The organism is Pseudomonas sp. B21-019 (assembly GCF_024749225.1).
Lineage (GTDB): Bacteria > Pseudomonadota > Gammaproteobacteria > Pseudomonadales > Pseudomonadaceae > Aquipseudomonas.
This window is the reverse complement of sequence record NZ_CP087193.1, coordinates 4,301,770-4,326,402: the sequence shown is the minus strand read 5'-3', so window position 1 is coordinate 4,326,402 and position 24,633 is coordinate 4,301,770. Positions and strand designations below refer to the sequence as shown.

Below are 24,633 nucleotides of genomic sequence, written 5' to 3'. Positions count from 1 at the left end.
GATCGCCATGTACCGCTTCTTCGAACAGCTCAGCTCGCGCATCGCCGCGCCCTTTATGGGTGAGCATTCGCGCAACAGCAAGGTCTGGCATTGTCGCTGCGGGCAGTCGCTGTTCTTTCGCAACAGCCAGTGCCTGGCCTGTTCGGCGGCGCTGGGCTATCAGTCGCAGCAAAGTCGCTTGTCGTCGCTGCAACCCGGCCCGCAAGCGGATACCTGGTTGCTTGACGCCGACCCTGACGCCGGTATTTTCCGCCGTTGCGCCAATCTCGACTCCCCGGCTGCGTGCAACTGGTTATTGCCGGCCAATCATCACGATGGGTTGTGCATCGCCTGTAGCCTGAATCGCACCATCCCCGACCTGTCGATTCCCGAGAACCACGAGCGCTGGGGCAAAGTGGAAACCGCCAAGCGTCGTCTGGTGGCGCAGTTGCTCAGCCTGGGCTTGCAGGTCATTCCCAAAACAGTAGACGAAGAGACTGGTCTGGCCTTCGATTTCATCGGTATCGACCTCGAAGGCAAGCCGCCGACCACCGGGCACGCCAACGGCCTGATCACCCTCGATATCAAAGAAGCCGACGACGCCCACCGCGAGCAGGTTCGCGTGCAGATGCACGAGCCCTATCGCACGCTGCTCGGTCACTTTCGGCACGAGACAGGGCATTACTACTGGGACCGACTGATCGCCAACAGTGCCTGGCTGGAACCGTTCCGCGGCCTGTTCGGCGACGAGCGTGCCAGCTACGCCGAGGCCCTTGAACAGCATTATCAACAAGGTGCGCCGCTCGACTGGCAGCAACATTACGTCAGCGCCTACGCCACCATGCACCCTTGGGAAGACTGGGCGGAAACCTGGGCTCACTACCTGCACATGATGGATGCGGTGGACACCGCCCTGTGTTTTGGCATGAGTGCGCGGGAAATGGATTTCGACTATCAGCCGTTTCCACCTAGCACGCTGTTTGATCCGCAGCACCCCGGCGGTCCGGCGTTCCTGTCGTTCGTCAATGCGTGGATCGAGCTGGCCGGCATGCTTAACGAGCTGTCACGCAGCATGGGGCAGCCGGATTTCTATCCGTTCGTCTTGCCGCCGGCGGTGATCGCCAGGCTGCACTTCATTCACCTGGTGATCCAGCAAGAGGGCGGCCGGGCAGATGAAGTGTTGGTGCAATAGAAGATCAAAAGATCGCAGCCTTGTAGCAGCTGCCGAAGGCAGGCTGCGCCAGCTGCTACAGGTCGCGATCTTTTCAGGCCTGCGCATGTCCTTGAAGCGGCTCATGTTTTTTAATCCGCCCGAACGGTTGTAACTTCGTCTCAGATAGGTACAATGGCGCGGCTCGCCGTCAGGTGAGCGTCGTTATGGTGACCCCATCGGTCCCCCCGCAACGATTACCCGTGAACCTGGTCAGATCCGGAAGGAAGCAGCCACAGCGGGAACATTGTGTGCCGGGGTGTGGCTGGTGGGGTTGCCTCCATAACGCAACACGAACCCTCTTTCGTGTGTTCTATCTAAAAATACTGTTTTGCTTTCCCTGCCATGGAGCTCATCCAGGGCGGTTTATCGCGTTTCCGAATGAAACAGCGGGATATAAAAAAGGAGGCCGATCTGTCGCATTCGACAGGTCGGCCTCTTTTTTTTGTTTGTTAGCATCAAGGCTTGGACAAGGCCTGGTCAACCGCTGCGATCAGCTTTCCCAGATCCTTCGGGGTGGCTTTGTGTATGACGCTGAACAGGTACGCTCGCTGTTCATCTTCGTCGCCTAGATCTGCGAAAAAGGCTTTCAGCTTCACACCCAGCACGTCGGCAAGCAGGAACAATGCTTCCACGCTGGGGGTATAGGTGCCAGTTTCGAAGCGGCTGATGGTTTTGGGGTCAAAACCGGTTTTTTCGCCGAGTTCAGCCTGAGTAAGCCCTGCGACCTTGCGGTAGCGTCGGATGGCTGGACCCAAACTTGAAATTTGCATCGCTCAATTCCCATTTAGAATCAAGAACTTAACGATAGATTTTTGCATTAGGCAACTGCATGATCCATCACCTTGCTTTGCAAAATGTGATGCATTTCGTAGAATCGCCGCTTCGGAGGGGGGTTTGATGATCTGCTGTCTGAAGTTTAGGCGATATGAAACAGCCAGCATTGTCTTCCCTTGCCGGGTGTGCAGAGAAGCCGTTGGCGGTCTGAAACCCTCGCGAAATGTTACCAGAGTCGGTGTTGCTACCTTGCCCGAGACTAGTTGATCTTCGGCGGTCCGGGGGCCATCAAATGCTGTTCATGGAGTGATAACGTGTCTCTGCGCTGTACGTCTCAAAACATCTCTTCCGGGCATCCTGCACTGGTCGAGCGGTACCTCCGCTAGCGACAGTGAGCCTCACTCATGGATGAGAAATACCGCAGGGCCGTGGATGCCGCCGCAATTTTTTCCGAGACTGATCTGAACGGCCGGATTACTTACGTCAACGATCAATTCTGCGTCGTGTCCGGCTACAGCCGCGAGGAATTGCTGGGGCAAAACCATCGCCTGCTGAACTCCGGCCTGCATTCCGCCGATTTCTTCGCTGCCATGTGGCGCACCATTGCCCTGGGCAATATCTGGAAGGGCGAAATCTGTAATCGCGCCAAGGATGGCAGGTTGTATTGGGTCGACAGCACCATGGTGCCGGTGCTCGACGACACCACCGGGCTCGTTGATCGATACCTCTCGATTCGTTTCGACATCAGCGAAAAACGCCAATTGCTGCAATCCCTGCAATGGCGGGTCGGGCATGACGTGCTGACCGGGCTGCCCAATCGGGCGTTCCTGTCGGATTTGCTGGATCAGGCGCTGGAGTTTTCCCGGCAGGAAAACATTCCGCTGGCAGTGTGCATGCTTGACCTCGACGGGTTCAAAGCGGTCAACGACGGCTACGGTCACGCCAGTGGCGATATGTTGCTGGTGGAAGTGGCCAAGCGTCTGCGTGACATTGTGCGCGGCGAAGATGTGGTGGCGCGATTGGCCGGTGACGAGTTCGTGCTGGTGTTGCGTTACGTGCGTGATCTGCCGGAATTGCGCGCAGCGTTGAGTCGCGTGCTTGGGGCGATCTCGGCGCCATACACATTGCACGGCAAGGACATCAATGTGTTTGCCAGTATCGGCGTCACCCTGTTTCCCCATGACAACGAAGATGCCGAAACCCTGCTGCGCCATGCCGACCAGGCGATGTATGTGGCCAAGCAGCGCGGGCGAAACCGCTTTCATCTGTTCGATGTGTCCCGGGATCAAGAGGTCAAGGCCACGCACCAGACCGTCGAGCGGGTGCGTCAGGCGCTGGTCGCCGGTGAATTTCGCCTGCACTTTCAGCCCAAGGTGAACATGCGTCGTGGCGAGGTCGTCGGTTTCGAGGCCTTGCTGCGTTGGCAGCACCCGCAAAACGGCATGGTGCCGCCTCGGGAGTTTTTGCCGCTGGTAGAGGATACCGACCTGATCATCGATATCGGCGAATGGGTGATGGACCAGGTGCTGGCGCAGTTGCACCGCTGGCAGCAAGCGGGGCAGGGCTGGCCGATCAGTATCAACATCGCGGCGCGACATTTTCAGCGCGCGGATTTCGTCGACCGGCTCAGAGAGGTACTCGCTCGGCATGCTCAGGTTGCCCCGCGGATGCTCGACCTGGAAATCGTCGAGTCGGTGGCGATCGAGAATATCCAGCATGTCAGCGCCTGTTTGCAGGCCTGTCAGGCGTTGGGGGTGCAGTTTTCCCTGGGTGATTTCGGCACCGGCTATTCGTCCCTGAGTTATCTCAAGCGTTTACGCACCCAGACTATCAAGATCGATAAGTCATTTGTGCGTGACATTCTGAATGACCGGGATGACCTGGCCCTGACCACGGCGGTGATTGGCCTGGCCCGCGCATTCGGTCGGCAGGTGATTGCCGAGGGGCTGGAAAGCCTTGAGCACGGTGAGTTGTTGTTGCGGCTGGGGTGCGAAGTCGCTCAAGGCTATTTCATCGCCCGTCCGATGCCGCCCTCCGAGGTGCCGGCCTGGGTGGCGGGGTTTGTCGCCCCGTCGCAATGGCAGGCACTCGATCAAATAGCCTGACTCGCTCTATATAGCAGCCTTCGGCAGCTGCTACGGGGGCGGGTTACCGGTATAGAGCCGGATGATGTCATTGATCTCCCCCGACGTTTTCATTTGCTGCAACGTACGCAAAATGCGTTGTACCGGCACTTTCGGGTCATTGCGCACGTAACAACTGATAGGCTGTTCCTGCACCAGCGCAACGCTTTTCAGTTGCTGGTCGGGCAGCAGGCGCTGGTTGAACCAGTCCAGGGTCCATTGGTTGCTCACCGCGTAGCGATAGCGTCCAGCCAGCAGCTTTTCCAGCACCTGTTCCTGATTGCGTGCGTCCTCGCGGTGCAGCCGGTCGGCGTCGAACAGTGGTTGCAGGGTCGGGTAGCTATAGCCGAGGACGGTGCCGATCGACTGTTGTGGCAGTTCCGCTGGATTGACAGAATCGGGTGGGCCTTGCCGGCCAATCAGCATGTCGCGCTGAACCAGCAGCGGAACGCTCCAGATATAGTCGCCGGACGGGGTCGGCAACCAGTCTTGTGAGACGAAACAGCGCACATCGGCTTCGCCGTGTTCCATGGCGTTCTGTACTCGCGGCCGAGGCAACACGTGAAATTGCGCCGGCGCGCCGACCTGAGTCGCCAGGCTAAGCATGATGTCGTGCAGAATTCCCTGGGTCGGCCGGTCGCGCTCGATTTGCACCAAGGGCATGGCCCAGCTGTCCGGCACGACAAAGCGCAACGGCACTTCGGCGGCCGCGACGCTCAGGCTGACTAATAGCAGTGCCCCCAAGGCAAAGTGCATAAATGCTCCGGTACGGCTCAAGCCTGAGCTGATAAAAGCTCCTCAAAGTGCAGCTTAGCCAGAATAGACGAGCGCACCGGATGCAATTTTGGCCTTGCTCCGCTAGCATTAGCCGCTTCTGCTTCCTTCGCTGCGACGGTTTTCGATGAGTTATCAGGTTCTTGCACGTAAATGGCGTCCGCGCTCGTTCCGCGAAATGGTCGGCCAGACCCATGTGCTCAAGGCTCTGATCAATGCCTTGGACAGCCAGCGGCTGCACCACGCCTACCTGTTTACCGGTACCCGCGGGGTCGGCAAGACCACCATCGCGCGGATCATCGCCAAATGCCTGAATTGTGAAACAGGTATCACTTCGACGCCCTGTGGCGAGTGCTCGGTGTGCCGCGAAATCGATGAAGGCCGCTTCGTCGACCTGATCGAGATCGACGCCGCGAGCCGGACCAAGGTCGAAGACACCCGCGAGCTGCTCGACAACGTGCAGTACGCGCCGAGCCGCGGGCGCTTCAAGGTCTACCTGATCGACGAAGTGCACATGCTTTCCAGCCATTCCTTCAATGCGCTGTTGAAAACCCTCGAAGAGCCGCCGCCCTACGTCAAGTTCATCCTGGCTACCACCGATCCGCAGAAACTTCCTGCAACGATTCTCTCGCGGTGCCTGCAGTTCTCCCTGAAGAACATGACCCCTGAGCGGGTGGTCGAGCATCTGAGCCATGTGCTGAGCGTCGAGAACGTGCCGTTCGAAGACGATGCGCTGTGGCTGCTGGGTCGCGCCGCCGACGGTTCGATGCGCGATGCCATGAGCCTGACCGACCAGGCCATCGCCTTCGGTGAAGGCAAGGTTCTGGCCGCCGACGTGCGGGCGATGCTCGGCACCCTCGATCACGGCCAGGTCTACGACGTCCTGCATGCGCTGATCGAAGGCGATGCCAAGGCGTTGCTCGAAGCCGTGCGCCATCTGGCCGAGCAAGGCCCGGACTGGAACGGCGTGCTCTCGGAAATTCTCAACGTGTTGCACCGTGTTGCCATCGCCCAGGCCCTGCCTGAAGGTGTCGACAACGGCCATGGCGACCGTGATCGCGTATTGGCACTGGCCCAGGCACTGCCGGCCGAAGATGTGCAGTTCTATTACCAGATGGGCCTGATCGGTCGCCGGGATTTGCCGCTGGCACCGGATCCGCGCGGCGGCTTCGAAATGGTCCTGCTGCGAATGCTCGCATTCAGGCCAGCAGACACCGAGGACGCTCCGAGGCAACCGCTAAAGCCAGTGGGGATCAGCCAGGCCACAGTTGATTCCGCAAACTCAGTGGCTGCCGCGCCGATTGTTGCGCCGGTAGTCGCTGCGGCCGTGGCACCGGTTCCAGTGGCGCCCGTGGTTGCACCAGCACCTGTCCCGGCCGTTGCGCCTGAACCCGTCGCGCCGGTGGCGGTGCCTGAGCCCGAGCCAGTGGTCGAGCCCGTAGCGGTCGAAGAAGTCGTCGATCTGCCCTGGAACGATCCGGTAGAGCCCGAGGTTGTCCAGCAGCCTGCTGTCGAGCCGGTGCTGGAGACGGCCGGTGAACAACCCGAATTACCGCCGATGCCCATGCCGACGCCCGACAGCGTGGTGCCGGATGCGCCTGAGTGGGCCGCTGCGCCGATTCCGGAACCGTCCGTGGCCGAAGTCGATGCCGCCACGCCGGGCATCGACCTGGATGACGAACCGCCGCTGGACGAGGACTACATCGAGCCGGACATGGATTCGGCCTACAGCTACCTCGACGATCTGGCCAGTGAGCATACCGCCGAACCTGCGGCGCAGCCCGAGCCTGAACCGGCCGCGATGCCGGCCACCGGCCTGGCCCTGCAATGGCTGGAGTTGTTCCCGAAATTGCCGGTGTCCGGCATGACCGGCAGCATCGCCGCCAACTGCACGCTGATCGCCGTCGATGGCGACAATTGGCTGTTGCACCTGGACCCGGCCCACAGCGCCCTGTTCAACGCGACGCAACAACGTCGCCTCAACGATGCGCTGAACCAGCATCACGGGCGTACGCTGACCCTGAGCATTGAGCTGATCAAGCCCGAGCAGGAAACCCCGGCCCAGGCGGCGTCCCGGCGTCGTGCCGACCGTCAGCGCGAGGCCGAGGAATCGATCCATGGCGATCCGTTCATCCAGCAAATGATGCAGCAGTTCGGGGCGGTGGTCCGTCACGATACTATTGAACCTGTCGAGGCCCTGGTCAGTCAGGGCTAATAACTGAAGGCGCCTGGCCGCACTCGCCGGGCGCTGTTTTTATCCAAGTACTTTTGAGGTGATTCCCATGATGAAAGGTGGCATGGCCGGCCTGATGAAGCAGGCGCAGCAGATGCAGGAAAAAATGGCCAAGATGCAGGAAGAGCTGGCCAACGCCGAAGTCACCGGTAAGGCCGGTGGCGATATGGTCACCGTGGTAATGACCGGTCGTCACGACGTCAAGCGCGTGACCATCGATCCAAGCCTGGTCGAAGGCCTGAGCGAAGACGACAAAGAGATGCTGGAGGCTGTATTCGCCGCCGCCGTCAACGATGCCGTGCGCAAGATCGAAGCCAACAGCCAGGACAAAATGGGCAGCATGACCGCTGGCATGCAACTGCCACCGGGTATGAAATTGCCATTCTGATTCGCCAGCGCGGGTCGGATGGGTTAAAAAAAATGCCAGGCATCGCGCCTGGCATTTTTGTTTCTGCCTGCGGTTTACCCTGTGGTGAGGGGGCTTGCCCCCGTTGGCTCGCGAAGCGGGCCCAGCATTGAAAGCTGTATTGACTGATTTAACGACTGCTGCGCAGCCGAACGGGGGCAAGCCCCCTCGCCACAGGGTAATTGACGCTGCTATTTGACGCTAAACAGAGGCGCGGGTATAAACCGCGTCTCGTTGTTATGTCGGACTTTTCCCCATGAGCTTCAGCCCTTTGATTCGCCAACTGATCGATGCCCTGCGAATTTTGCCGGGTGTGGGTCAGAAAACTGCCCAGCGCATGGCGTTGCAACTGCTTGAGCGCGATCGCAGCGGCGGTTCGCGACTGGCCCAGGCGCTGAGCCAGGCCATGGAAGGGGTGGGCCACTGCCGTTTGTGCCGCACGCTGACCGAAGACGATCTGTGCCCGCAATGCGCCGATCCACGCCGCGACGACACCTTGCTGTGTGTGGTGGAAGGTCCGATGGACGTGTACGCGGTGGAGCAGACCGGTTTCCGCGGTCGCTACTTTGTGCTCAAGGGCCACCTGTCGCCTCTGGACGGCTTGGGGCCGGAAGCCATCGGCATCCCACAACTGATGGCGCGGATCGAAGAGGCGGGCACATTTACCGAAGTCATCCTCGCCACCAACCCGACGGTGGAAGGCGAAGCCACGGCGCATTACATCGCCCAACTGCTCAGCAACAAAGGCCTGGTTGCCTCGCGTATTGCCCATGGCGTGCCGTTGGGTGGCGAGCTGGAACTGGTGGATGGCGGGACATTGGCGCATTCGTTTGCCGGGCGTAAGCCGATTTCGCTGTAACCGCATCTTCAATCCTCACTTGAATACCAAGCAAGCGCTCGGTTAACTTCGCTGAACCTTCAGTGGAGTTCGCCGATGCCTGCCTTCCAGGAATACTTCGACCCCAGCCACCAATTGGTCCGCGACAGCGTCAGACGTTTCGTCGAGCGCGAGATTCTTCCGGACATCGATCAGTGGGAAGAAGCTGAAAGCTTCCCTCGTGAGCTCTACCTCAAGGCCGGCGCGGCGGGGATTCTGGGCATCGGCTATCCCGAAGCCTTGGGCGGTAGCCACGAAGGGGATGTGTTCGCCAAGATCGCCGCCAGTGAAGAACTGATGCGCTGCGGTTCCGGTGGTCTGGTCGCGGGGCTGGGCTCGCTGGACATCGGCCTGCCGCCGATCCTCAAGTGGGCCAGGCCCGAAGTCCGCGATCGCGTAGTGCCTCAGGTGCTGGCGGGCGAGAAGATCAGCGCCCTGGCCGTCACCGAGCCCAGCGGCGGCTCCGACGTCGCTAACCTGCAAACCCGCGCCGTGCGTGATGGCGACTTTTACCGGGTCAGCGGTAGCAAAACCTTCATTACCAGCGGCGTTCGCGCGGATGTCTACACCGTGGCGGTGCGCACCGGCGAGCCGGGATTCGGCGGCATCAGTTTGCTGCTGATCGAGAAGGGCACGCCGGGTTTCACCGTCGGTCGTCAGTTGAAGAAAATGGGCTGGTGGGCGTCCGACACCGCCGAGCTGTTTTTCGATGATTGCCGGGTGTCGGCCAGCCATTTGATCGGTGCCGAAAACGGGGGCTTTGCCTGCATCATGGGTAATTTCCAGAGCGAGCGTCTGGCTCTGGCGCTGATGGCCAACATGACCGCAGAGTTGGCGCTGGAGGAGAGCCTGAAATGGGCTGGTCAGCGTGAAGCCTTCGGCAAACCCATCGGCAAGTTCCAGGTGCTCAAGCACCGCCTCGCGGAAATGGCCACGGCATTGGAGGTGTCTCGGGAATTCACCTACCGCCAGGCGGCGAAAATGGCAGCCGGGCAGAGTGTGATCAAAGAGATTTCCATGGCGAAGAATTTCGCTACAGACACGGCAGATCGCATTACCACCGACGCGGTGCAGATTCTGGGTGGTATGGGTTACATGCGTGAAAGTCTGGTGGAGCGGCTGTACCGCGATAACCGGATTCTGTCGATTGGTGGCGGGACGCGGGAAGTGATGAACGAGATTATCAGCAAGCAGATGGGGCTGTAGTTGGTGGTGTGGCAACTGACGCCATCGCGGGCAAGCCCGCGAAGGCGTCCTTCCAGACGCCGCTTACTTATCGCTCAACGCAAACTGCGTCAGACAGAAAGTCGCAATCCCCATGTCTTCCAGCCGTTGCGAACCACCCAGCTCCGGCAAGTCAATGATCGCCGCCGCTTCATGCACCCGCGCGCCCATGCGCCGAACCAGGTTGGCCGCCGCAATCAGCGTGCCGCCGGTGGCGATCAGGTCATCGAACAGCACCACCGAATCCCCCTCGCACAGGCTGTCGGCGTGGACTTCAAGGAAGGCTTCGCCGTATTCGGTCGCGTAACCTTCGGCCAGCACGTCGGCAGGCAATTTGCCCTGCTTGCGGAACAACACCAATGGCTTGTTCAACTGATACGCCAATATCGAACCGATCAGGAACCCGCGCGCGTCCATGGCGCCGATGTGGGTGAAGTCGGCCTCGACGTAGCGATGGGCAAAGCTGTCCATCACCAGGCGCAGGGCCGTGGGCGACTGGAACAGCGGGGTGATGTCGCGAAAGATCACGCCCGGCTTGGGAAAGTCGATCACGGGGCGGATCAGGGATTTGATGTCGAAGGAGTCGAAGACCATCGTCGAAGTGTCCTGGCGGGCTGCAAACGTCGCAGTATAACGGCGGCTGAACCGTTTCGCTCAGCCACCGTGAAAGGATCAACCTTCGATCGAGCCACCGGCCAGGGCGCAGAGCTGGATCGGGTCGAGGATGTGCACTTCCTTGCCCTCGGCGGCGATCAGTTCGTTTTGCTGGAAGCGGGTGAACACCCGGGACACGGTTTCCACCGCCAAGCCCAGGTAATTGCCGATTTCGTTGCGCGACATGCTCAACCGGAACTGGTTGGCCGAGAACCCCCGGGCGCGGAAACGGGCCGACAGGTTGACCAGAAAGGTGGCAATGCGCTCGTCGGCGGTTTTCTTCGACAGCAGCAACATCATTTGCTGATCGTCACGAATCTCGCGGCTCATCACGCGCATCAACTGACGGCGCAGTTGTGGCAGTTGCAGGGCCAGTTCGTCGAGGCGCTCGAACGGGATCTCGCACACCGAAGTGGTTTCCAGGGCTTGCGCCGAGACCGGATGCTTTTCGGTGTCCATGCCTGACAGGCCGACCAGTTCACTCGGCAAATGGAAGCCGGTGAGTTGCTCTTCGCCGCCATCGCTCAGGCTGAAAGTCTTCAGGGCACCGGAGCGGACTGCATAAACAGAATCGAACGTGTCGCCCTGGCGAAACAGAAACTCGCCTTTTTTCAGCGGGCGACCACGTTTGACGATTTCGTCCAGCGCATCCATGTCTTCCAGATTCAGAGAAAGTGGCAGGCAGAGAGGGGCCAGGCTGCAATCCTTGCAATGGGCCTGGTTATGAGCGCGCAGTTTTACTGGCTCGGACATTTCTTTAATCCTTGTGGGAAAACACGCATAAGACGTAAGGGTACCCCACGGGAGGACATTCGGGCCAGCCTGCGACAATTTAACCTCATACTCTAAATTACGCGTGAGAAACGCTGGCGATTGCTGTGTCCCAGATAAGCATCGAACACCATGCACACCGAACGCACCAGCAGCCGGCCTGCGGGCAGCACGGTGATTCTTTCATTGTCCAACACGATCAGTCCGTCCTCGGCCATGTCCTGCAGTTGTGGCCAAAGCTCGCCGAAGTAACCGCGAAAATCGATATTGAAGGCCTGTTCGATGTCCGCGAATTCCAGGTTGAAATGGCAAATCAGTTGCTGAATCACCGCCCTACGCAAGCGATCGTCGGCATTGCACAGCAGGCCACGGTTGGTGGCCAGTTGCGCGGACGCCAAAGCGTTCTGGTACTGGGTCAGGTCGCTGCTGTTCTGGCAGTACAGGTCGCCGATCTGGCTGATGGCCGATACCCCCAGGCCGATCAGATCGCAATGACCGTGGGTGGTGTAGCCCTGGAAGTTGCGTTGCAAGGTCGACTCTTCCTGGGCAATCGCCAGTTCATCATCGGGCAGGGCGAAGTGGTCCATGCCGATGTAGCGGTAACCGGCGGCCGTCAGTTGTTCGATGGTGCGCTGGAGCATTTCCAGTTTCTGCGCCGGCGCCGGCAGATCGTTGCTGTTGATCCGCCGTTGCGGCATGAAGCGCTCTGGCAGATGGGCGTAGTTGAACACTGAGAGCCGGTCCGGTTGCAGGCTGATGACTTCGTCGACGGTGCGGGCGAAGTTCTCGGGCGTCTGCTTCGGCAAGCCGTAGATCAGATCGATGTTGATCGAGCGATATTGCAGGGTCCGGGCGGCGTCGATCACCGCACGGGTTTCTTCCAGGCTTTGCAGGCGATTGACCGCCCGCTGTACCGCCGGGTCGAGGTCTTGCAGGCCGATGCTGACCCGGTTGAAGCCCAGTTCCCGGAGCAGGCCCATGGTCGACCAGTCGGCTTCGCGCGGGTCGATCTCGATGCCGTAGTCGCCGGAATCGTCGTCCAGCAGATTGAAATGCTTGCGCAGCCGGGCCATCAGCTGACGCAGTTCATCGTGGCTGAGAAAGGTCGGTGTGCCGCCGCCGAAATGCAGTTGCTCGACTTTTTGCATGGGGTCGAGGTGGCAGGCGATCAGCTGGATTTCCTGTTCCAGGCGCTGCAAATAGGGCAGGGCGCGGCCGCGGTCCTTGGTAATGACTTTGTTGCAGGCGCAGTAGTAGCAAATGTTCGCGCAGAACGGCACGTGCACATACAGGGATAACGGCCGCAGCGCCTTGCGGCTGTCGCGCAGGGCATGAAACAGGTCGAAGGTGCCGACCTGGCTGTCGAATTGCACGGCCGTCGGATACGAGGTGTAGCGTGGCCCCGCCAGGTCGTAACGGCGGATCAGATCTGTGTCCCAACGAATGGCGTCGAGCATGCGGGCATTCCCCCGGATAGGCTGGCAGTGTCGGCGAGTCTAGGGGCTGCGACGTTGCGGCATCTTGATTTGCATCAACGGGTGTCAAGATCAAGATCTTTTGCCCTTTAATGCCCCATCAACCAATGCTGATGCGGCCCCGGAAAGGTCCAGATGCCGAACACCATCACCAACAAGCCGCCGGTCATGCGCACGCTGCGTTTGCGCAACAACGCCGTGACCCGCTCGGCGGCCAGGCCTGTGGCGAGCAGCACCGGCCAGGTGCCCAACCCGAACGCCAGCATCAGCAACGCACTGTCCAGCGCATTACCCTGACTCGCCGACCACAGCAATGTGCTGTAAACCAGCCCGCATGGCAGCCAGCCCCACAGCGCGCCGAGCAGTAAGGCGCGGGGCAGGTTCGACACCGGCAACAGTGTGTTGGCGATAGGCTGGATATGCCGCCACAGGCCGCGACCGAGGCTTTCGATGCGGGTCAATCCGCTCCACCAGCCGGCCAGGTACAGCCCCATGGCGATCAGCAGCAATCCGGCGAGGATGCGCATGAACATCGCCGCCGGGCTATTGGCCACGGCCCAACCGGCCAGGCCGATCAGCAGGCCGGCCGCGGCGTAGCTGAGAATCCGCCCCAGGTTGTAGGCCAGCAACAATCGGAAGCGTCGGCTGCGTTGTTCCTTGGGGATCGCCAGGGTCAACGCGCCCATCAAGCCGCCGCACATGCCCAGGCAATGGCCGCCACCGAGCAAGCCGAGGATCAGCGCAGAGACCAGAAGCGGTGCCAACTCAAGCATGGGGTGGCGCCTTGTCGTCCGGTTTGACCGGATGGCCGCTGGCCTCGTCGACTGCTGCCGTGTGCTTCGGGTCCTGGTCATCGAACAGGATGCTGTGGGCCGGGCCGTCGAGGTCGTCGTACTGACCGCTGTCGACCGCCCAGAAGAAGATGTAGATAGCGATGGCCACGATCAGCAGCGCGGCCGGGATCATCACGTAGAGAGCTGGCATCTGGACTCCATGCCCGCGCGGCTCAAGCCGGCAGCGGACGGGTTTCTGGCGTGGCGCTGGTGGCTGGCGCGCTCGGCAGGCGAGTCAGGCGCAAAGCATTCAACACCACGGTCAACGAACTGATGGACATGCCGACCGCGGCCCATACCGGAGTGATCCAGCCGAGGGCGGCGAATGGCAACATGAGGCCATTGTACAGCGCTGCCCACAGCAAGTTCTCGATGATGACCCGACGGGTGCGACGGGCCAGGCTGAAGGCTTGCACCAGCGCGTCGAGTCGGTTCGACAGCAACACCGCGTCGGCACTGGTTTTTGCCAGATCGGTGGCCGAGCCCATCGCGACGCTGATGTCGGCGGCGGCCAGCACCGGCACGTCGTTGACCCCGTCACCGAGCATCAACACCTTGCGACCTTCCAGGTGCAGCTGTTGCAGCACCTGCAATTTATCGTCCGGGCGCAAACCGCCACGGGCCTCGTCGATACCCAGTTCGGCGGCGACGCTGGCGACCATCGGCGAGCTGTCGCCGGACAGCAGCAAGGTGCGCCAGCCGCGTGCCTTGCATGCCGCCAGCAGGGCGGGGGCGTCGGCGCGCAAACGGTCATCGAGGACAAACCACGCCAGTGGTCCCTGGCTGTCGCCGAGCAGCAGCCATTGGCCGGGTTCATCGGGCATCATCGGCAGTTGAGCACCGCTGAGCTCGCAGACAAAACCCGGTTGGCCAATGCGCAGGAGTTGCGCGCCGACCAAGCCTTCAAGGCCCAGGCCCGGCGTGCTGTGGACCTCTTCGGCGGCCAGCGGCGCGCGGCCAAAAGCCCGGGCGATCGGGTGTTCGGAACGGTTTTCCAGGGCGGCGGCGAGGCTCAGGCATTGATCGCTCGCCAGAGCCCCAAGCGGCCGGATCGAACGCAAGGCCAGACGACCTTCGGTGAGGGTGCCGGTCTTGTCGAAAATCACCGTATCGATCTGGTTCAGGCCTTCCAGTACATGGCCGCGCGTCAGCAGCAAACCGAGTTTGTGCAGTGTGCCGGTGGCGGCGGTGAGGGCGGTCGGCGTGGCCAGGGACAATGCGCACGGGCAGGTCGCAACCAGCATCGCCAGGACAATCCAGAACGCTCGCGATGAATCCAGCTCCCACCAGAGCAGGCCGATGGCGGCCACTGCGATAAGCGTCAGCAGCAAGAACCACTGCGCGGCGCGGTCGGCGATTTCCGCCAGCCGCGGCTTTTCGGCCTGGGCGCGATCCAGCAGGCGGACGATGGCCGACAGGCGCGTGTCCTGACCCAGCGCCAGGACTTCTACGGTCAACGCACCCTCGACGTTCAAGGTGCCGGCGGTGACCGCGTCGCCCAGGGTCCGTGGTTGCGGCAGGTATTCGCCGGTGAGCAGGGATTCGTCGATGCTCGACTGACCGTCGAGGATCTTGCCGTCGGCCGGCAGGATCGCGCCGGGGTGCACCAGCACCTGATCGCCCACGCGCAGCTCGCTGAGCAGAATTCGCTCGCTCTGGCCGTCGGCACTCAGCCGCAGGCAGGAGGCGGGCAACAGATTGACCAGTTGTGCGGTCGCGGCGGCGGTTCGCTCCCGGGCACGGCGTTCCAGGTAGCGCCCAGCCAGCAGGAACAGCGCAAACATTCCCACCGCATCGAAATACAGCTCGCCAACCCCGGTGATCGAAGTCCAGATCCCGGCAATATAGGCACTGCCGATTGCCAGTGACACCGAGACGTCCATGGTCAGGTGCCGGGTGCGCAGATCGCGCATTGCCCCTTTGAAGAACGGCGCGCAGCTGTAAAACACGATCGGCGTAGTGAGAAACAATGCGACCCAGCGCAGGATGGTGTGCAGTTCGGGGCTGAGGTCGATGTTGAATTCCGGCCAGGTGGCCATGGTCGCCATCATCGCTTGAAACCACAGCAGTCCGGCAACGCCGAGTTGGCGCAGGGCCAGGCGGTTTTCGCTGGCCAGTTGTTCGCTGGCGCGGTCGGCCTGATAAGGGTGAGCGGCGTAACCGATGTGGCGCAATTCGCTGAGCACCTGACTCAACGGCAATTGCGCGTCGGCCCAGCGCACGTGCAAGCGATGGTTGGACAGGTTCAGGCGCGCCTCGGCCACTGCCGGCAGGCTGCGAAGATGTTTTTCGATCAGCCAGCCGCAGGCGGCGCAACTGATGCCTTCCATCAACAGGGTGGTTTCGGCGAGTTCGCCTTCGTGGCGGACAAAGGGTTGCTGCACATCGGCGCGATCATACAGCGCCAACTCGTCGACCAACTGCACCGGCAAGGCTTCGGGGTTGGCCGAGGCTTCGCTGCGATGCTGGTAATAACTTTCCAGCCCACCGGCCACGATGGCCTCGGCCACCGCCTGGCAACCCGGGCAGCAGAATTCGCGGGTATCCCCGAGGACGGCGGCGGTAAAGCGGCTACCGGCCGGGACGGGCAGGGCGCAGTGGTAGCAGGGGGTTGGAGTGGTCATGTTTGTTGCCATGGAAACCATTGTGGCAGGCCCAAAGGCCTCTGTGGCGAGGGGGCTTGCCCCCGTTGGACCGCGCAGCGGTCCCAAAGACAGTCAGCGCGAACTTCTCGATAGATCGAGTAGACAACCTGCGGCTGCTGCGCAACCGAACGCGGGCAAGCCCGCTCGCCACAGGAGATCGTTGTGACTATTTTTTCAGGTCTTCAGCACCTTGCAACGGCTCATCACCGAGCAACAGATCCTTGGCATGGCTGACCTGTTCTTCTTCGAACATGCGCCAGGTCTTGTCATCCTGCACACCCAACAACTCAACGAAACGCCGGCCTTCAACCTTGTCGCTCAGCTGGCCGATGTAGCGGCCCTGTTCGGTTTCGCTGCGGGCCAGGGTGATCTTGCGATCCTTCTCTGGCTGGGTCGGCGAAATCAGATTCAGCTCAAGGGTTTTCGGTTGGCTGTTGCCGCTCAGGCGCAGGTCGACTTCGCCGGTCAGCTCATCCAGGTGCACGCTGGCTCGCAGTTGCAGGGTCTGGGCCAGCAGTTCCCGGTCCAGGGAGCGGTTGATGCCTTTGCCCGCCTCGTAATAGTTGTCGTTGACCAGGTTGTCCGGGTGATTCACTGCGATGGTCACCATCGACAGGGTCAAGGTCACCGAACAGGCCAGGATGGCGATGATGATCCACGGCCAAAGGTGCTTGTACCAGGGACTTGCGGCAGTTGCTGCGGGCATGATCACTTCTCTCAACGAATTTGTGGGCCGATGAATCGGCTCTTGGCTTCAACGTGGACGCTGGCGTCATCGGCATCCTTGAGGATGAATTTCACCTCGTTGGTGCTTGACGGCAGTTGCTCCGGTGAGCTGGACAACTCGACCGGCTGGCTGAAAATTTCCCCGGCCGCGACTTTGATCTCGCGCTTGCCTTGCAGCTTGAGGTCCGGCAGGCCGGTGGCTTCGAGCACGTAGGTGTGGTCGCGCTGATCCTTGTTCATGATCTTCAGGCTGTAGACGTTTTCGATCCGGCCTTCGGCGTTCTCGCGGTACAGCACGCGGTCCTTGCTGACATCGAAACCGACCAGCGAGCGCATGAAGAACGCGGTCACCAGCAACGCGATCATGGTCAGCAACACCAAGGCGTAGCCGATCAGGCGCGGGCGCAGTTTATGGGTTTTTTGCCCCGACAGGTTGTGCTCGGTGGTGTAGCTGATCAGGCCGCGCGGGTAATCCATCTTGTCCATGATGCTGTCGCAGGCGTCAATGCAGGCCGCGCAGCCGATGCATTCGATTTGCAGGCCGTCGCGGATGTCGATGCCGGTGGGGCAGACCTGGACGCACATGGTGCAGTCGATGCAATCGCCCAGGCCCTGAGCCTTGTAGTCGATGCCTTTCTTGCGCGGACCACGGCTTTCGCCACGGCGCGGGTCGTAGGAGACGATCAGCGTATCCTTGTCGAACATTACGCTCTGGAAGCGTGCATAAGGGCACATGTAAATGCACACCTGTTCGCGTAACCAGCCGGCGTTGCCGTAGGTGGCGAGGGTGAAGAAACCGACCCAGAAATACGACCAGCCATCGGCTTCACCGGCGAAGAAGTCGATCACCAGTTCACGAATCGGCGAGAAGTAGCCGACGAAGGTCATGCCGGTCACGAAGCCGATCAGCAGCCACATCGTGTGCTTGCTGAATTTGCGCAGGAATTTGTTGGCACTCATCGGCGCCTTGTCGAGCTTGATGCGCTGGTTGCGGTCGCCTTCGGTGACCTTTTCGCACCACATGAAGATCCAGGTCCAGACGCTTTGCGGGCAGGTGTAGCCGCACCAGACCCGACCGGCATACACGGTAATGAAGAACAGGCCGAAGGCGCTGATGATCAGAATGCCCGAGAGCAGGATGAAATCCTGGGGCCAGAAGGTCGCGCCAAAAATGAAGAACTTACGCTCCGGCAGGTTCCACCAGACGGCCTGATGACCGCCCCAGCTCAGCCACACCGTGCCGAAATACAGCAGAAACAGTGCGGCACCACCCGTCATCCGCAGGTTACGGAACAGACCGGTGAAGGCGCGGGTGTAGATCTTTTCTCGAGAGGCGTAGAGGTCGACGCTGTTGTTCGCGTTCTTGGCAGGTGGAGTGACGTCGTGTACCGGAATCTGATTGCTCATCATTGCATCCCACGGCAGTGGAAAAATGCCTCGGTCAGTACGTGCCGACCGCGGTCAAAAAGAGGTGTTGCAGTGGCGCAATGATACGCCTGTAGCTCTAACTCAAGGGTGCGACCTTTGGTCACGTTGGTGGAAATCAACTGACAGTGTAATGACTTGAATCAATTGACTTGTGAATTATGGACGGTTACGCGAGTGTTGGCGCTCAATCGGCCCATGGATTGATCAGGGCAACACCACTGGATTGAAAATCGCTGATGTTACGGGTGACCACTGTAAGGCCATGAACCAGCGCGGTCGCTGCGATCAGGGCGTCGCTTTCGTTGGCGCGGTCCGGAACATGCAGGCTGGCACAGCGTAGCGCCACAGCGGCGTCGACCGGCAAGATTCTGGCATCGAAAGCCGGAATGACATGTCGCTTCAGCCACGCACGCAAAACCTTCCCTTGCGCGGGGTCACGTCGCTCCATTCGTAATACCCCTGTCTCCAGTTCCTTCAAGGTAATGGCCGAAATAAACATACGTGGTGCGATGACACTTTTGGCCCAGGCGACGACGTTTACATCGGCCTGGGGTTTGCGTAGTTCAGAAATCACGTTGGTGTCGAGTAGAAACATCAGGACAGGTCCACGGGGCGATGAATGATCACGGCACGCTCGGTTTCGAATTCGATGTCGGCTGCTTCTGGCATCACCAACAGATCGACGATGTTGGCGTTTATGCCAGTCAATTTTTGGTACTCCTCAATGCTTAGCAGTACGTGAGCGGGCTTGCCACGGTCGGTGATGATAACCGGCCCCTGACGCGTGGCTTTTTTGGCACTACTTGTGTCCTGATTGAATTTACGGCTGGAAATGGTGGTGATGGCCATCATGGTTGACCCTCTTGAAAGTACTTTGTAGAAACGTTACTACTCGGCAGATCGTATCGCAACCTCATGGGTGACGGGTCCGCTACCACTGGTCGGTAGGGGGCAGGCAAGAGTGTCTAAAACAAAACGGCCCCGCCAATTCTCATTGGCGGGGCCGTTTTTTGCTTCAAGCATTTGCCTTACTGGGCGTCTGCCACCGGCGCTTTCTCACCGTGAGAGAGGCTATAGACGTAAGCGGCCAACAGGTGAACCTTGTCGTTGCCTTGCAGCTGTTCTTGCGCAGGCATCTGGCCCTGACGGCCGTAACGGATGGTCTGCTGCAGTTGAGCGAAGCTCGAACCGTAGATGAACGCTGCCGGGTGAGTCAGGTTAGGGGCGCCCATGGCCGGGGTGCCTTTGCCTTCCGGACCATGGCAAGCCACGCAGTTGGCAGCGAACAGCTTCTGGCCGGCAACCGGGTCAGCCTTGGCGCCTTCCGGCAGTTTGCGGCCATCGAGGCTGGTCAGCACGTAAGCGGCAACGTCGCTGACGCCTTGTTCGCCGATCACTTCGGCCCAGGCCGGCATCACGGCGTGACGACCGCCCATGATGGTGGTCTTGATGGTTGCCGCTTCACCGCCCCAGCGCCAGTCGGCGTCGGTCAGGTTAGGGAAGCCATAAGCGCCCTTGGCGTCGGAACCGTGGCAGACCGAGCAGTTGGAGGCGAACAGGCGGCCACCCATCTTCAGGGCTTGCGGGTCCTTGGCGACTTCTTCGATTGGCATGGAAGCGAACTTGGCGAAGATCGGGCCGAACTTGGCGTCCGACCTGGCCATTTCCTTTTCCCACTCGTGGACGCCGGTCCAGCCGGTCTGGCCGTTGGCGAACGCGGTCTGCTTGTCGTTATCGAGGTAGCTGTAACCCGGCAGCAGGCCTTTCCAGTTACCCAGGCCCGGGTACAGGACCAGATAGCCAAGGGCGAAGATGATGGTGCCCACGAACAGCATGAACCACCATTTTGGCAGTGGGTTGTCGTACTCCTCGATCCCGTCGAAGGAGTGGCCGACCGTCTCGTCGGTCTGCTCGGCGCGCTGGCCCTTGCGGGTGGACAGCAGCAGCCAGGTCAGGGCGAAGATGGTGCCGAGACTGAGGACTGTGACGTACAGACTCCAGAACGTAGTCATTCTTTGTTACTCCTAGAAGCTTGCTCGACGTGCTTGATGGCTTCGGGATCATCCGCGAAAGGCAGCAAGGTCGCGTCTTCAAACTCCGACTTGCGCTTGGGGCTGAATACCCACAACGCCAGACCGATGAAGGCCACCATCACAACAACGGTGCCCAGGCCACGAATCATCCCGATATCCATCTAAATCACCGTTTGCTTTTGATGATGGTGCCCAGGCCTTGCAGATAGGCCACCAGCGCGTCCATTTCGGTTTTGCCCTTCACAGCATCCTTGGCGCCGGCGATGTCTTCGTCGGTGTAAGGGACGCCGAGCGTGCGCAAGACTTCCATTTTCTTGGCGGTGTCTTTGCCGTCGAGCTTGTTTTCCACGAGGAACGGGTAAGCCGGCATTTTCGACTCGGGCACCACGTTGCGCGGGTTGTACAAGTGCGCACGCTGCCAGTCATCGGAGTAACGACCGCCGACACGGGCCAGGTCCGGACCGGTACGCTTGGAACCCCACAGGAACGGGTGGTCCCAGACGCTTTCACCGGCGACCGAGTAGTGGCCGTAGCGTTCGGTTTCAGCGCGGAACGGGCGGATCATCTGCGAGTGGCAGCCGACACAACCGTTGGCGATGTAGATGTCGCGGCCTTCCAGTTCAAGGGCGGTACGAGGCTTCATGCCCTCGACCGGCTTGTTGGTAACGTCCTGGAAAAACAGCGGAACGATCTGGGTCAGGCCGCCGATGCTGACGGCGATAACCATGAAGAAGGCCAGCAGGCCAATATTCTTCTCGACTGCTTCATGCTTCATCAGTGAGCTCCAACTACAGCAATCTTGGCGGCGGCTTCAGCTTCAGCCGGGTCCGAGGCACGAACGGTACGGAACACGTTGTAGGCCATCAACAGCATGCCGCTGGCAAAGAACGCGCCGCCCAGGGCACGAACGATGAAACCAGGGTGGCTGGCTTGCAGCGCTTCCACGAACGAGTAGGTGAGGGTGCCGTCGTCGTTGATTGCACGCCACATCAGGCCCTGGGTGATGCCGTTGACCCACATCGACGCGATGTACAGCACGGTACCGATGGTCGCGAGCCAGAAGTGCGCGTTGATCAGGCCGGTGCTGTGCATTTGTGCACGGCCGAACAGTTTCGGGATCATGTGGTAGATGGCGCCGATCGAGATCATCGCTACCCAGCCCAAGGCGCCGGCGTGTACGTGGCCGATGGTCCAGTCGGTGTAGTGCGAGAGCGAGTTGACGGTCTTGATGGCCATCATCGGGCCTTCGAAGGTCGACATGCCGTAGAACGCCAGCGACACGACCAGGAAACGCAGGATCGGGTCGGTGCGCAGCTTATGCCAGGCGCCCGACAGGGTCATCATGCCGTTGATCATGCCGCCCCAGCTCGGAGCCAGCAGGATGATCGACATCGCCATGCCTAGGGACTGAGCCCAGTCCGGCAGTGCGGTGTAGTGCAGGTGGTGCGGACCGGCCCAGATGTACAGGGTGATCAGCGCCCAGAAGTGCACGATCGACAGGCGATAGGAGTAGATCGGACGCTCGGCCTGCTTCGGCACGAAGTAGTACATCATCCCCAGGAAACCGGTGGTCAGGAAGAAGCCCACGGCGTTGTGGCCGTACCACCACTGGATCATCGCGTCGGTCGCACCCGCGTAGGCCGAGTAGGACTTGAACAGGCTGACCGGCAGCGACATGTGGTTGACGATGTGCAGCATCGCGGTCACGACGATGAAGGCACCGTAGAACCAGTTACCGACATAGATGTGCTTGGTCTTGCGCTTGACGATGGTGCCGAAGAACACCAGACCGTAGGTGACCCAGACGATGGCCAGCAGAATAGCCAGGGGCCATTCCAGTTCCGCGTATTCCTTGGTGGTGGTGAAACCCATCGGCAAGGTCACGATCGCGCCGACGATCACCGCTTGCCAACCCCAGAAGGTGAAGGCCGCGAGGCTGTCGGAGATCAGTCGCGTTTGGCAGGTTCGCTGCACGACGTAATAAGAAGTGGCAAACAGAGCACAACCACCGAAGGCGAAAATCACCAGGTTGGTGTGCAACGGGCGTAAGCGTCCAAAAGTCGTCCACGGCAGACCGAAGTTCAATTCCGGCCATACGAGCTGTGAGGCGATGAAGACACCAAGCCCCATGCCAAGGATCCCCCAGACCACCGTCATGATGGCGAACTGGCGGACTACCTTATAGTTATAAGCAGTCGGACTGATTGCTGTGCTCATTCTAAGGTTCCACGGTTTGGGTGTTTTATTAGGAGTAAAAATCGGCCGCAAGTATGGAGAAAGCGGGGGGTCATTGCAACGCGCCATGACCTGGGTCAATGCTTTCAAAACCTGATTCTGCGGCCTTTCCATGCGCCGCGTAAGGACAAAATTGCCCTCTGACAAAATGTCGCAGCGGATGAAAAAGGCGAGGGGTTCAAGTCAGATGTAACGGGGTGTGTTCAAACGTAACGATCGAGGGACAGACGGCAATTTGCGCGACAGCCGGTATCTACCAGCCTTTGCGGCCTGTCATCGAACAGAATCGTCGAACACATCGGGTAAAATCGACCTGGAACCGACTCATGCCAGTCCGCACCGAGCAAGCTTAGACCCGAATCTGGTGAACCGAAAGGAAGGGGAACGGGAGGGTGCGACAATGGGTCGCAAAGAGGCAGGGAACTGCCGCATTCCGCAGAATGCGGCAGCAGAGCGGTCAAAAATTATTCGCTTTTGCCTTGTGCCTGCAAACGCTCGGTGCCGACTCCGTGGGACAAGCTGTACACATAAGCGGCCAGCAATTGCACCTTGTCGTTGCCCAGCAGTTCGTTTTGCGCCGGCATGTGGCCCTGGCGACCATGGCGAATAGTCTGTTGCAGTTGCGCCAGGCTGGTACCGTAGATAAAACCGGCCGGGTGCGTCAGATTCGGCGCGCCCATGGCTTCAGTGCCCTGGCCGTTTGCCCCATGACAGGCTACGCAGGTGGTGCTGAACAGTTGCTGTCCGGCTTGCACGTCGGCACCACTGTCGGCTGGCAGCGGCAGGCCGGCCAATTCGTGACGCACGTACGCGGCGACGTTCTTCACCCCGGTCTCACCCAACACTTCACCCCAGGCCGGCATGGCCGCCATCCGGCCACCCATGATGGTGGTCTTGATGGTCTCGGCACTGCCGCCCCAGCGCCAATCGCTGTCGGCCAGGTTGGGGAAGCCGAACGCGCCCTTGGCATCCGAGCCGTGGCACACCGAGCAGTTGGAGGCGAACAGGCGGCCGCCCATTTTCAGCGCTTGCGGGTCTTTCGCTACTTCTTCCACCGGCATTGCTGCGAATTTGGCGAAGATCGGCCCGAATTTGGCGTCCGCCTTGCTCATCTCCTTTTCCCATTCGTGCACGCCGGTCCAGCCGTTTTCATAACCGGGCAGGATGCCTTTCCAGTTGCCCAGGCCCGGATAAAGAATCAGGTAGCCGACCGAGAACACCAGGGTGCCGGCGAACAGCATGAACCACCACTGCGGCAGTGGGTTGTCGTACTCCTCGATGCCGTCGAAGCTGTGGCCCATGGTCTGGTCGACGCTGCCCTTGGTTTCGCCCCGGCGAGTGCCGATCAGCAGCCAGGTCAGGCCGATCAGGCTGCCGATGGTCAGTACGCAGATCCACGCACTCCAGAAGGTGGTCATGGCCGGGCACTCCTTGTTGTTGCAGATTCTTGGGTAGTTTCGGGTTGCGGCTCGTCAGCGAACGGCAGCAGGCGCGCTTCGGCGAATTGCGGATTGCGCTTGCTGTTGAACACCCACAGGGTCAGGCCGACGAAGGCCACGAACACCACGACTGTGCCGAGGCCGCGGATCAGGCCTGTGCTCATATCAATGACCATGACTCACCTCTTGCTCTTGATGGCAGTGCCGAGCACTTGCAGGTAGGCGACCAGCGCGTCCATCTCGGTCTTGCCCTTGAGCGAAGCGACTGAGCCTGCAATGTCTTCGTCGGTGTACGGCACGCCGAGGGTGCGCATGGCGCGGATCTTGGTTTCGGTGTGGCTGCTGTCGAGCGGGTTGGCCACCAGCCATGGATACGCCGGCATCTTCGATTCCGGCACCACGTTGCGCGGGTTGTACAAGTGCGCGCGGTGCCAGTCTTCGGAGTAGCGCCCGCCGACTCGCGCCAGGTCCGGCCCGGTGCGCTTGGAGCCCCAGAGGAACGGGTGATCCCACACGCTTTCCCCGGCTACCGAGTAATGGCCGTAGCGTTCGGTTTCGGCGCGGAACGGGCGGATCATTTGCGAGTGGCAACCGACGCAGCCTTCGCGGATGTAAATGTCGCGACCTTCCAGTTGCAGCGCGGTGTAGGGCTTCATGCCTTCCACCGGTTTGTTGGTCACGTCCTGGAAGAACAGCGGGACGATCTGGGTCAGGCCGCCGATGCTCACGGCGAACACCATCAGCAACATCAGCAGGCCGACGTTTTTCTCGATTGTTTCGTGTTTCATGGC

The 24,633-nt window shown here is 60.5% G+C and carries 25 protein-coding genes and 1 other RNA gene; 7 read left to right on the top strand and 19 right to left on the bottom strand.

Annotated elements, in window-relative coordinates; translation table 11 throughout:
• The first annotated feature begins 7 nt into the window (after positions 1 to 7).
• A complete protein-coding gene (locus LOY36_RS19130) occupies positions 8 to 1,171 on the top strand; it encodes a putative zinc-binding metallopeptidase (protein ID WP_258670179.1) in 1,164 nt (387 codons plus the stop codon).
• Positions 1,172 to 1,366: 195 nt separating this feature from the next.
• An RNA gene (ffs, locus tag LOY36_RS19125) (signal recognition particle sRNA small type) lies at positions 1,367 to 1,463 on the top strand.
• Between the two features lie 184 nt (positions 1,464 to 1,647).
• Here ffs and LOY36_RS19120 read toward each other — a convergent pair.
• On the bottom strand, positions 1,648 to 1,962 hold the full coding sequence (locus LOY36_RS19120; RefSeq protein WP_007933342.1) for a helix-turn-helix domain-containing protein: 315 nt from the start codon (positions 1,960 to 1,962) through the stop codon (positions 1,648 to 1,650).
• A gap of 408 nt (positions 1,963 to 2,370) precedes the next feature.
• Here LOY36_RS19120 and LOY36_RS19115 point away from each other — a divergent pair, with 408 nt between their 5' ends.
• Positions 2,371 to 4,071: a bifunctional diguanylate cyclase/phosphodiesterase gene (locus LOY36_RS19115; RefSeq protein WP_258670175.1), complete on the top strand. Its 1,701-nt coding sequence runs from the start codon at positions 2,371 to 2,373 to the stop codon at positions 4,069 to 4,071.
• 30 nt (positions 4,072 to 4,101) lie between these two features.
• On the opposite strand, the gene LOY36_RS19110 is transcribed toward LOY36_RS19115, so the two are convergent.
• Positions 4,102 to 4,845 (bottom strand): ABC transporter substrate-binding protein, encoded by a 744-nt coding sequence (locus LOY36_RS19110; protein WP_258670173.1) that lies wholly within the window; start codon positions 4,843 to 4,845, stop codon positions 4,102 to 4,104.
• A 145-nt stretch (positions 4,846 to 4,990) separates the two neighbouring features.
• Between LOY36_RS19110 and dnaX the strand changes: the two genes are divergently transcribed.
• From dnaX to LOY36_RS19090, 4 genes are all read left to right on the top strand, one after another.
• On the top strand, positions 4,991 to 7,078 hold the full coding sequence (dnaX, locus tag LOY36_RS19105; RefSeq protein WP_019648282.1) for a DNA polymerase III subunit gamma/tau: 2,088 nt from the start codon (positions 4,991 to 4,993) through the stop codon (positions 7,076 to 7,078).
• 67 nt (positions 7,079 to 7,145) lie between these two features.
• Positions 7,146 to 7,484 (top strand): YbaB/EbfC family nucleoid-associated protein, encoded by a 339-nt coding sequence (locus LOY36_RS19100; RefSeq protein ID WP_007933349.1) that lies wholly within the window; start codon positions 7,146 to 7,148, stop codon positions 7,482 to 7,484.
• Between the two features lie 274 nt (positions 7,485 to 7,758).
• Positions 7,759 to 8,361 (top strand): recombination mediator RecR, encoded by a 603-nt coding sequence (gene recR / locus LOY36_RS19095; RefSeq protein ID WP_019648283.1) that lies wholly within the window; start codon positions 7,759 to 7,761, stop codon positions 8,359 to 8,361.
• 75 nt (positions 8,362 to 8,436) lie between these two features.
• Positions 8,437 to 9,585, top strand: a complete 1,149-nt coding sequence (locus LOY36_RS19090; RefSeq protein WP_258670169.1) for an acyl-CoA dehydrogenase family protein — start codon at positions 8,437 to 8,439, stop codon at positions 9,583 to 9,585.
• 63 nt (positions 9,586 to 9,648) lie between these two features.
• Here the strand turns inward: LOY36_RS19090 and LOY36_RS19085 are convergent, their stop codons facing one another.
• From LOY36_RS19085 to ccoO (LOY36_RS19005), 17 genes are all read right to left on the bottom strand, one after another.
• Positions 9,649 to 10,197 (bottom strand): adenine phosphoribosyltransferase, encoded by a 549-nt coding sequence (locus LOY36_RS19085; RefSeq protein WP_019579893.1) that lies wholly within the window; start codon positions 10,195 to 10,197, stop codon positions 9,649 to 9,651.
• Positions 10,198 to 10,275: 78 nt separating this feature from the next.
• Entirely contained in the window at positions 10,276 to 11,010 is a 735-nt protein-coding gene (gene fnr, locus LOY36_RS19080; protein WP_258670165.1) for a fumarate/nitrate reduction transcriptional regulator Fnr, read from the bottom strand.
• Between the two features lie 92 nt (positions 11,011 to 11,102).
• Positions 11,103 to 12,485, bottom strand: a complete 1,383-nt coding sequence (gene hemN, locus LOY36_RS19075; protein ID WP_258670163.1) for an oxygen-independent coproporphyrinogen III oxidase — start codon at positions 12,483 to 12,485, stop codon at positions 11,103 to 11,105.
• A 107-nt stretch (positions 12,486 to 12,592) separates the two neighbouring features.
• The gene (locus tag LOY36_RS19070; protein ID WP_258670160.1) at positions 12,593 to 13,276 is read right to left on the bottom strand and encodes a sulfite exporter TauE/SafE family protein; all 684 of its coding nucleotides are present in this window, start codon (positions 13,274 to 13,276) and stop codon (positions 12,593 to 12,595) included.
• Positions 13,269 to 13,487, bottom strand: coding sequence for a cbb3-type cytochrome oxidase assembly protein CcoS (gene ccoS / locus LOY36_RS19065; RefSeq protein ID WP_019648288.1), 219 nt, complete (start codon positions 13,485 to 13,487; stop codon positions 13,269 to 13,271). The genes LOY36_RS19070 and ccoS overlap by 8 nt, the downstream gene beginning before the upstream one ends.
• Positions 13,488 to 13,509: 22 nt before the next feature.
• Complete coding sequence (locus LOY36_RS19060) at positions 13,510 to 15,960, bottom strand: heavy metal translocating P-type ATPase (protein ID WP_258670156.1); 2,451 nt, start codon at positions 15,958 to 15,960, stop codon at positions 13,510 to 13,512.
• Between the two features lie 187 nt (positions 15,961 to 16,147).
• Positions 16,148 to 16,687, bottom strand: a complete 540-nt coding sequence (locus tag LOY36_RS19055) for a FixH family protein (protein WP_019579898.1) — start codon at positions 16,685 to 16,687, stop codon at positions 16,148 to 16,150.
• Between the two features lie 11 nt (positions 16,688 to 16,698).
• On the bottom strand, positions 16,699 to 18,114 hold the full coding sequence (ccoG, locus tag LOY36_RS19050; protein ID WP_258670154.1) for a cytochrome c oxidase accessory protein CcoG: 1,416 nt from the start codon (positions 18,112 to 18,114) through the stop codon (positions 16,699 to 16,701).
• A gap of 205 nt (positions 18,115 to 18,319) precedes the next feature.
• Positions 18,320 to 18,730, bottom strand: a complete 411-nt coding sequence (locus LOY36_RS19045) for a type II toxin-antitoxin system VapC family toxin (protein WP_258670152.1) — start codon at positions 18,728 to 18,730, stop codon at positions 18,320 to 18,322.
• Complete coding sequence (locus tag LOY36_RS19040; protein ID WP_258674205.1) at positions 18,730 to 18,984, bottom strand: type II toxin-antitoxin system Phd/YefM family antitoxin; 255 nt, start codon at positions 18,982 to 18,984, stop codon at positions 18,730 to 18,732. The genes LOY36_RS19045 and LOY36_RS19040 overlap by 1 nt, the downstream gene beginning before the upstream one ends.
• Positions 18,985 to 19,163: 179 nt before the next feature.
• Positions 19,164 to 20,147: a cytochrome-c oxidase, cbb3-type subunit III gene (gene ccoP / locus LOY36_RS19035; RefSeq protein ID WP_258670150.1), complete on the bottom strand. Its 984-nt coding sequence runs from the start codon at positions 20,145 to 20,147 to the stop codon at positions 19,164 to 19,166.
• Positions 20,144 to 20,329, bottom strand: coding sequence for a CcoQ/FixQ family Cbb3-type cytochrome c oxidase assembly chaperone (locus tag LOY36_RS19030; RefSeq protein WP_003175465.1), 186 nt, complete (start codon positions 20,327 to 20,329; stop codon positions 20,144 to 20,146). The genes ccoP (LOY36_RS19035) and LOY36_RS19030 overlap by 4 nt, the downstream gene beginning before the upstream one ends.
• Before the next feature lie 5 nt (positions 20,330 to 20,334).
• Positions 20,335 to 20,943, bottom strand: coding sequence for a cytochrome-c oxidase, cbb3-type subunit II (ccoO, locus tag LOY36_RS19025; RefSeq protein ID WP_018925301.1), 609 nt, complete (start codon positions 20,941 to 20,943; stop codon positions 20,335 to 20,337).
• A complete protein-coding gene (gene ccoN, locus LOY36_RS19020) occupies positions 20,943 to 22,385 on the bottom strand; it encodes a cytochrome-c oxidase, cbb3-type subunit I (RefSeq protein WP_007942208.1) in 1,443 nt (480 codons plus the stop codon). The genes ccoO (LOY36_RS19025) and ccoN overlap by 1 nt, the downstream gene beginning before the upstream one ends.
• Before the next feature lie 482 nt (positions 22,386 to 22,867).
• Positions 22,868 to 23,821 (bottom strand): cytochrome-c oxidase, cbb3-type subunit III, encoded by a 954-nt coding sequence (gene ccoP / locus LOY36_RS19015; protein ID WP_018925302.1) that lies wholly within the window; start codon positions 23,819 to 23,821, stop codon positions 22,868 to 22,870.
• Positions 23,818 to 24,018, bottom strand: coding sequence for a cbb3-type cytochrome c oxidase subunit 3 (locus tag LOY36_RS19010; protein ID WP_018925303.1), 201 nt, complete (start codon positions 24,016 to 24,018; stop codon positions 23,818 to 23,820). The genes ccoP (LOY36_RS19015) and LOY36_RS19010 overlap by 4 nt, the downstream gene beginning before the upstream one ends.
• A gap of 3 nt (positions 24,019 to 24,021) precedes the next feature.
• Positions 24,022 to 24,630: a cytochrome-c oxidase, cbb3-type subunit II gene (gene ccoO / locus LOY36_RS19005; RefSeq protein ID WP_007942211.1), complete on the bottom strand. Its 609-nt coding sequence runs from the start codon at positions 24,628 to 24,630 to the stop codon at positions 24,022 to 24,024.
• Positions 24,631 to 24,633: the final 3 nt, after the last annotated feature.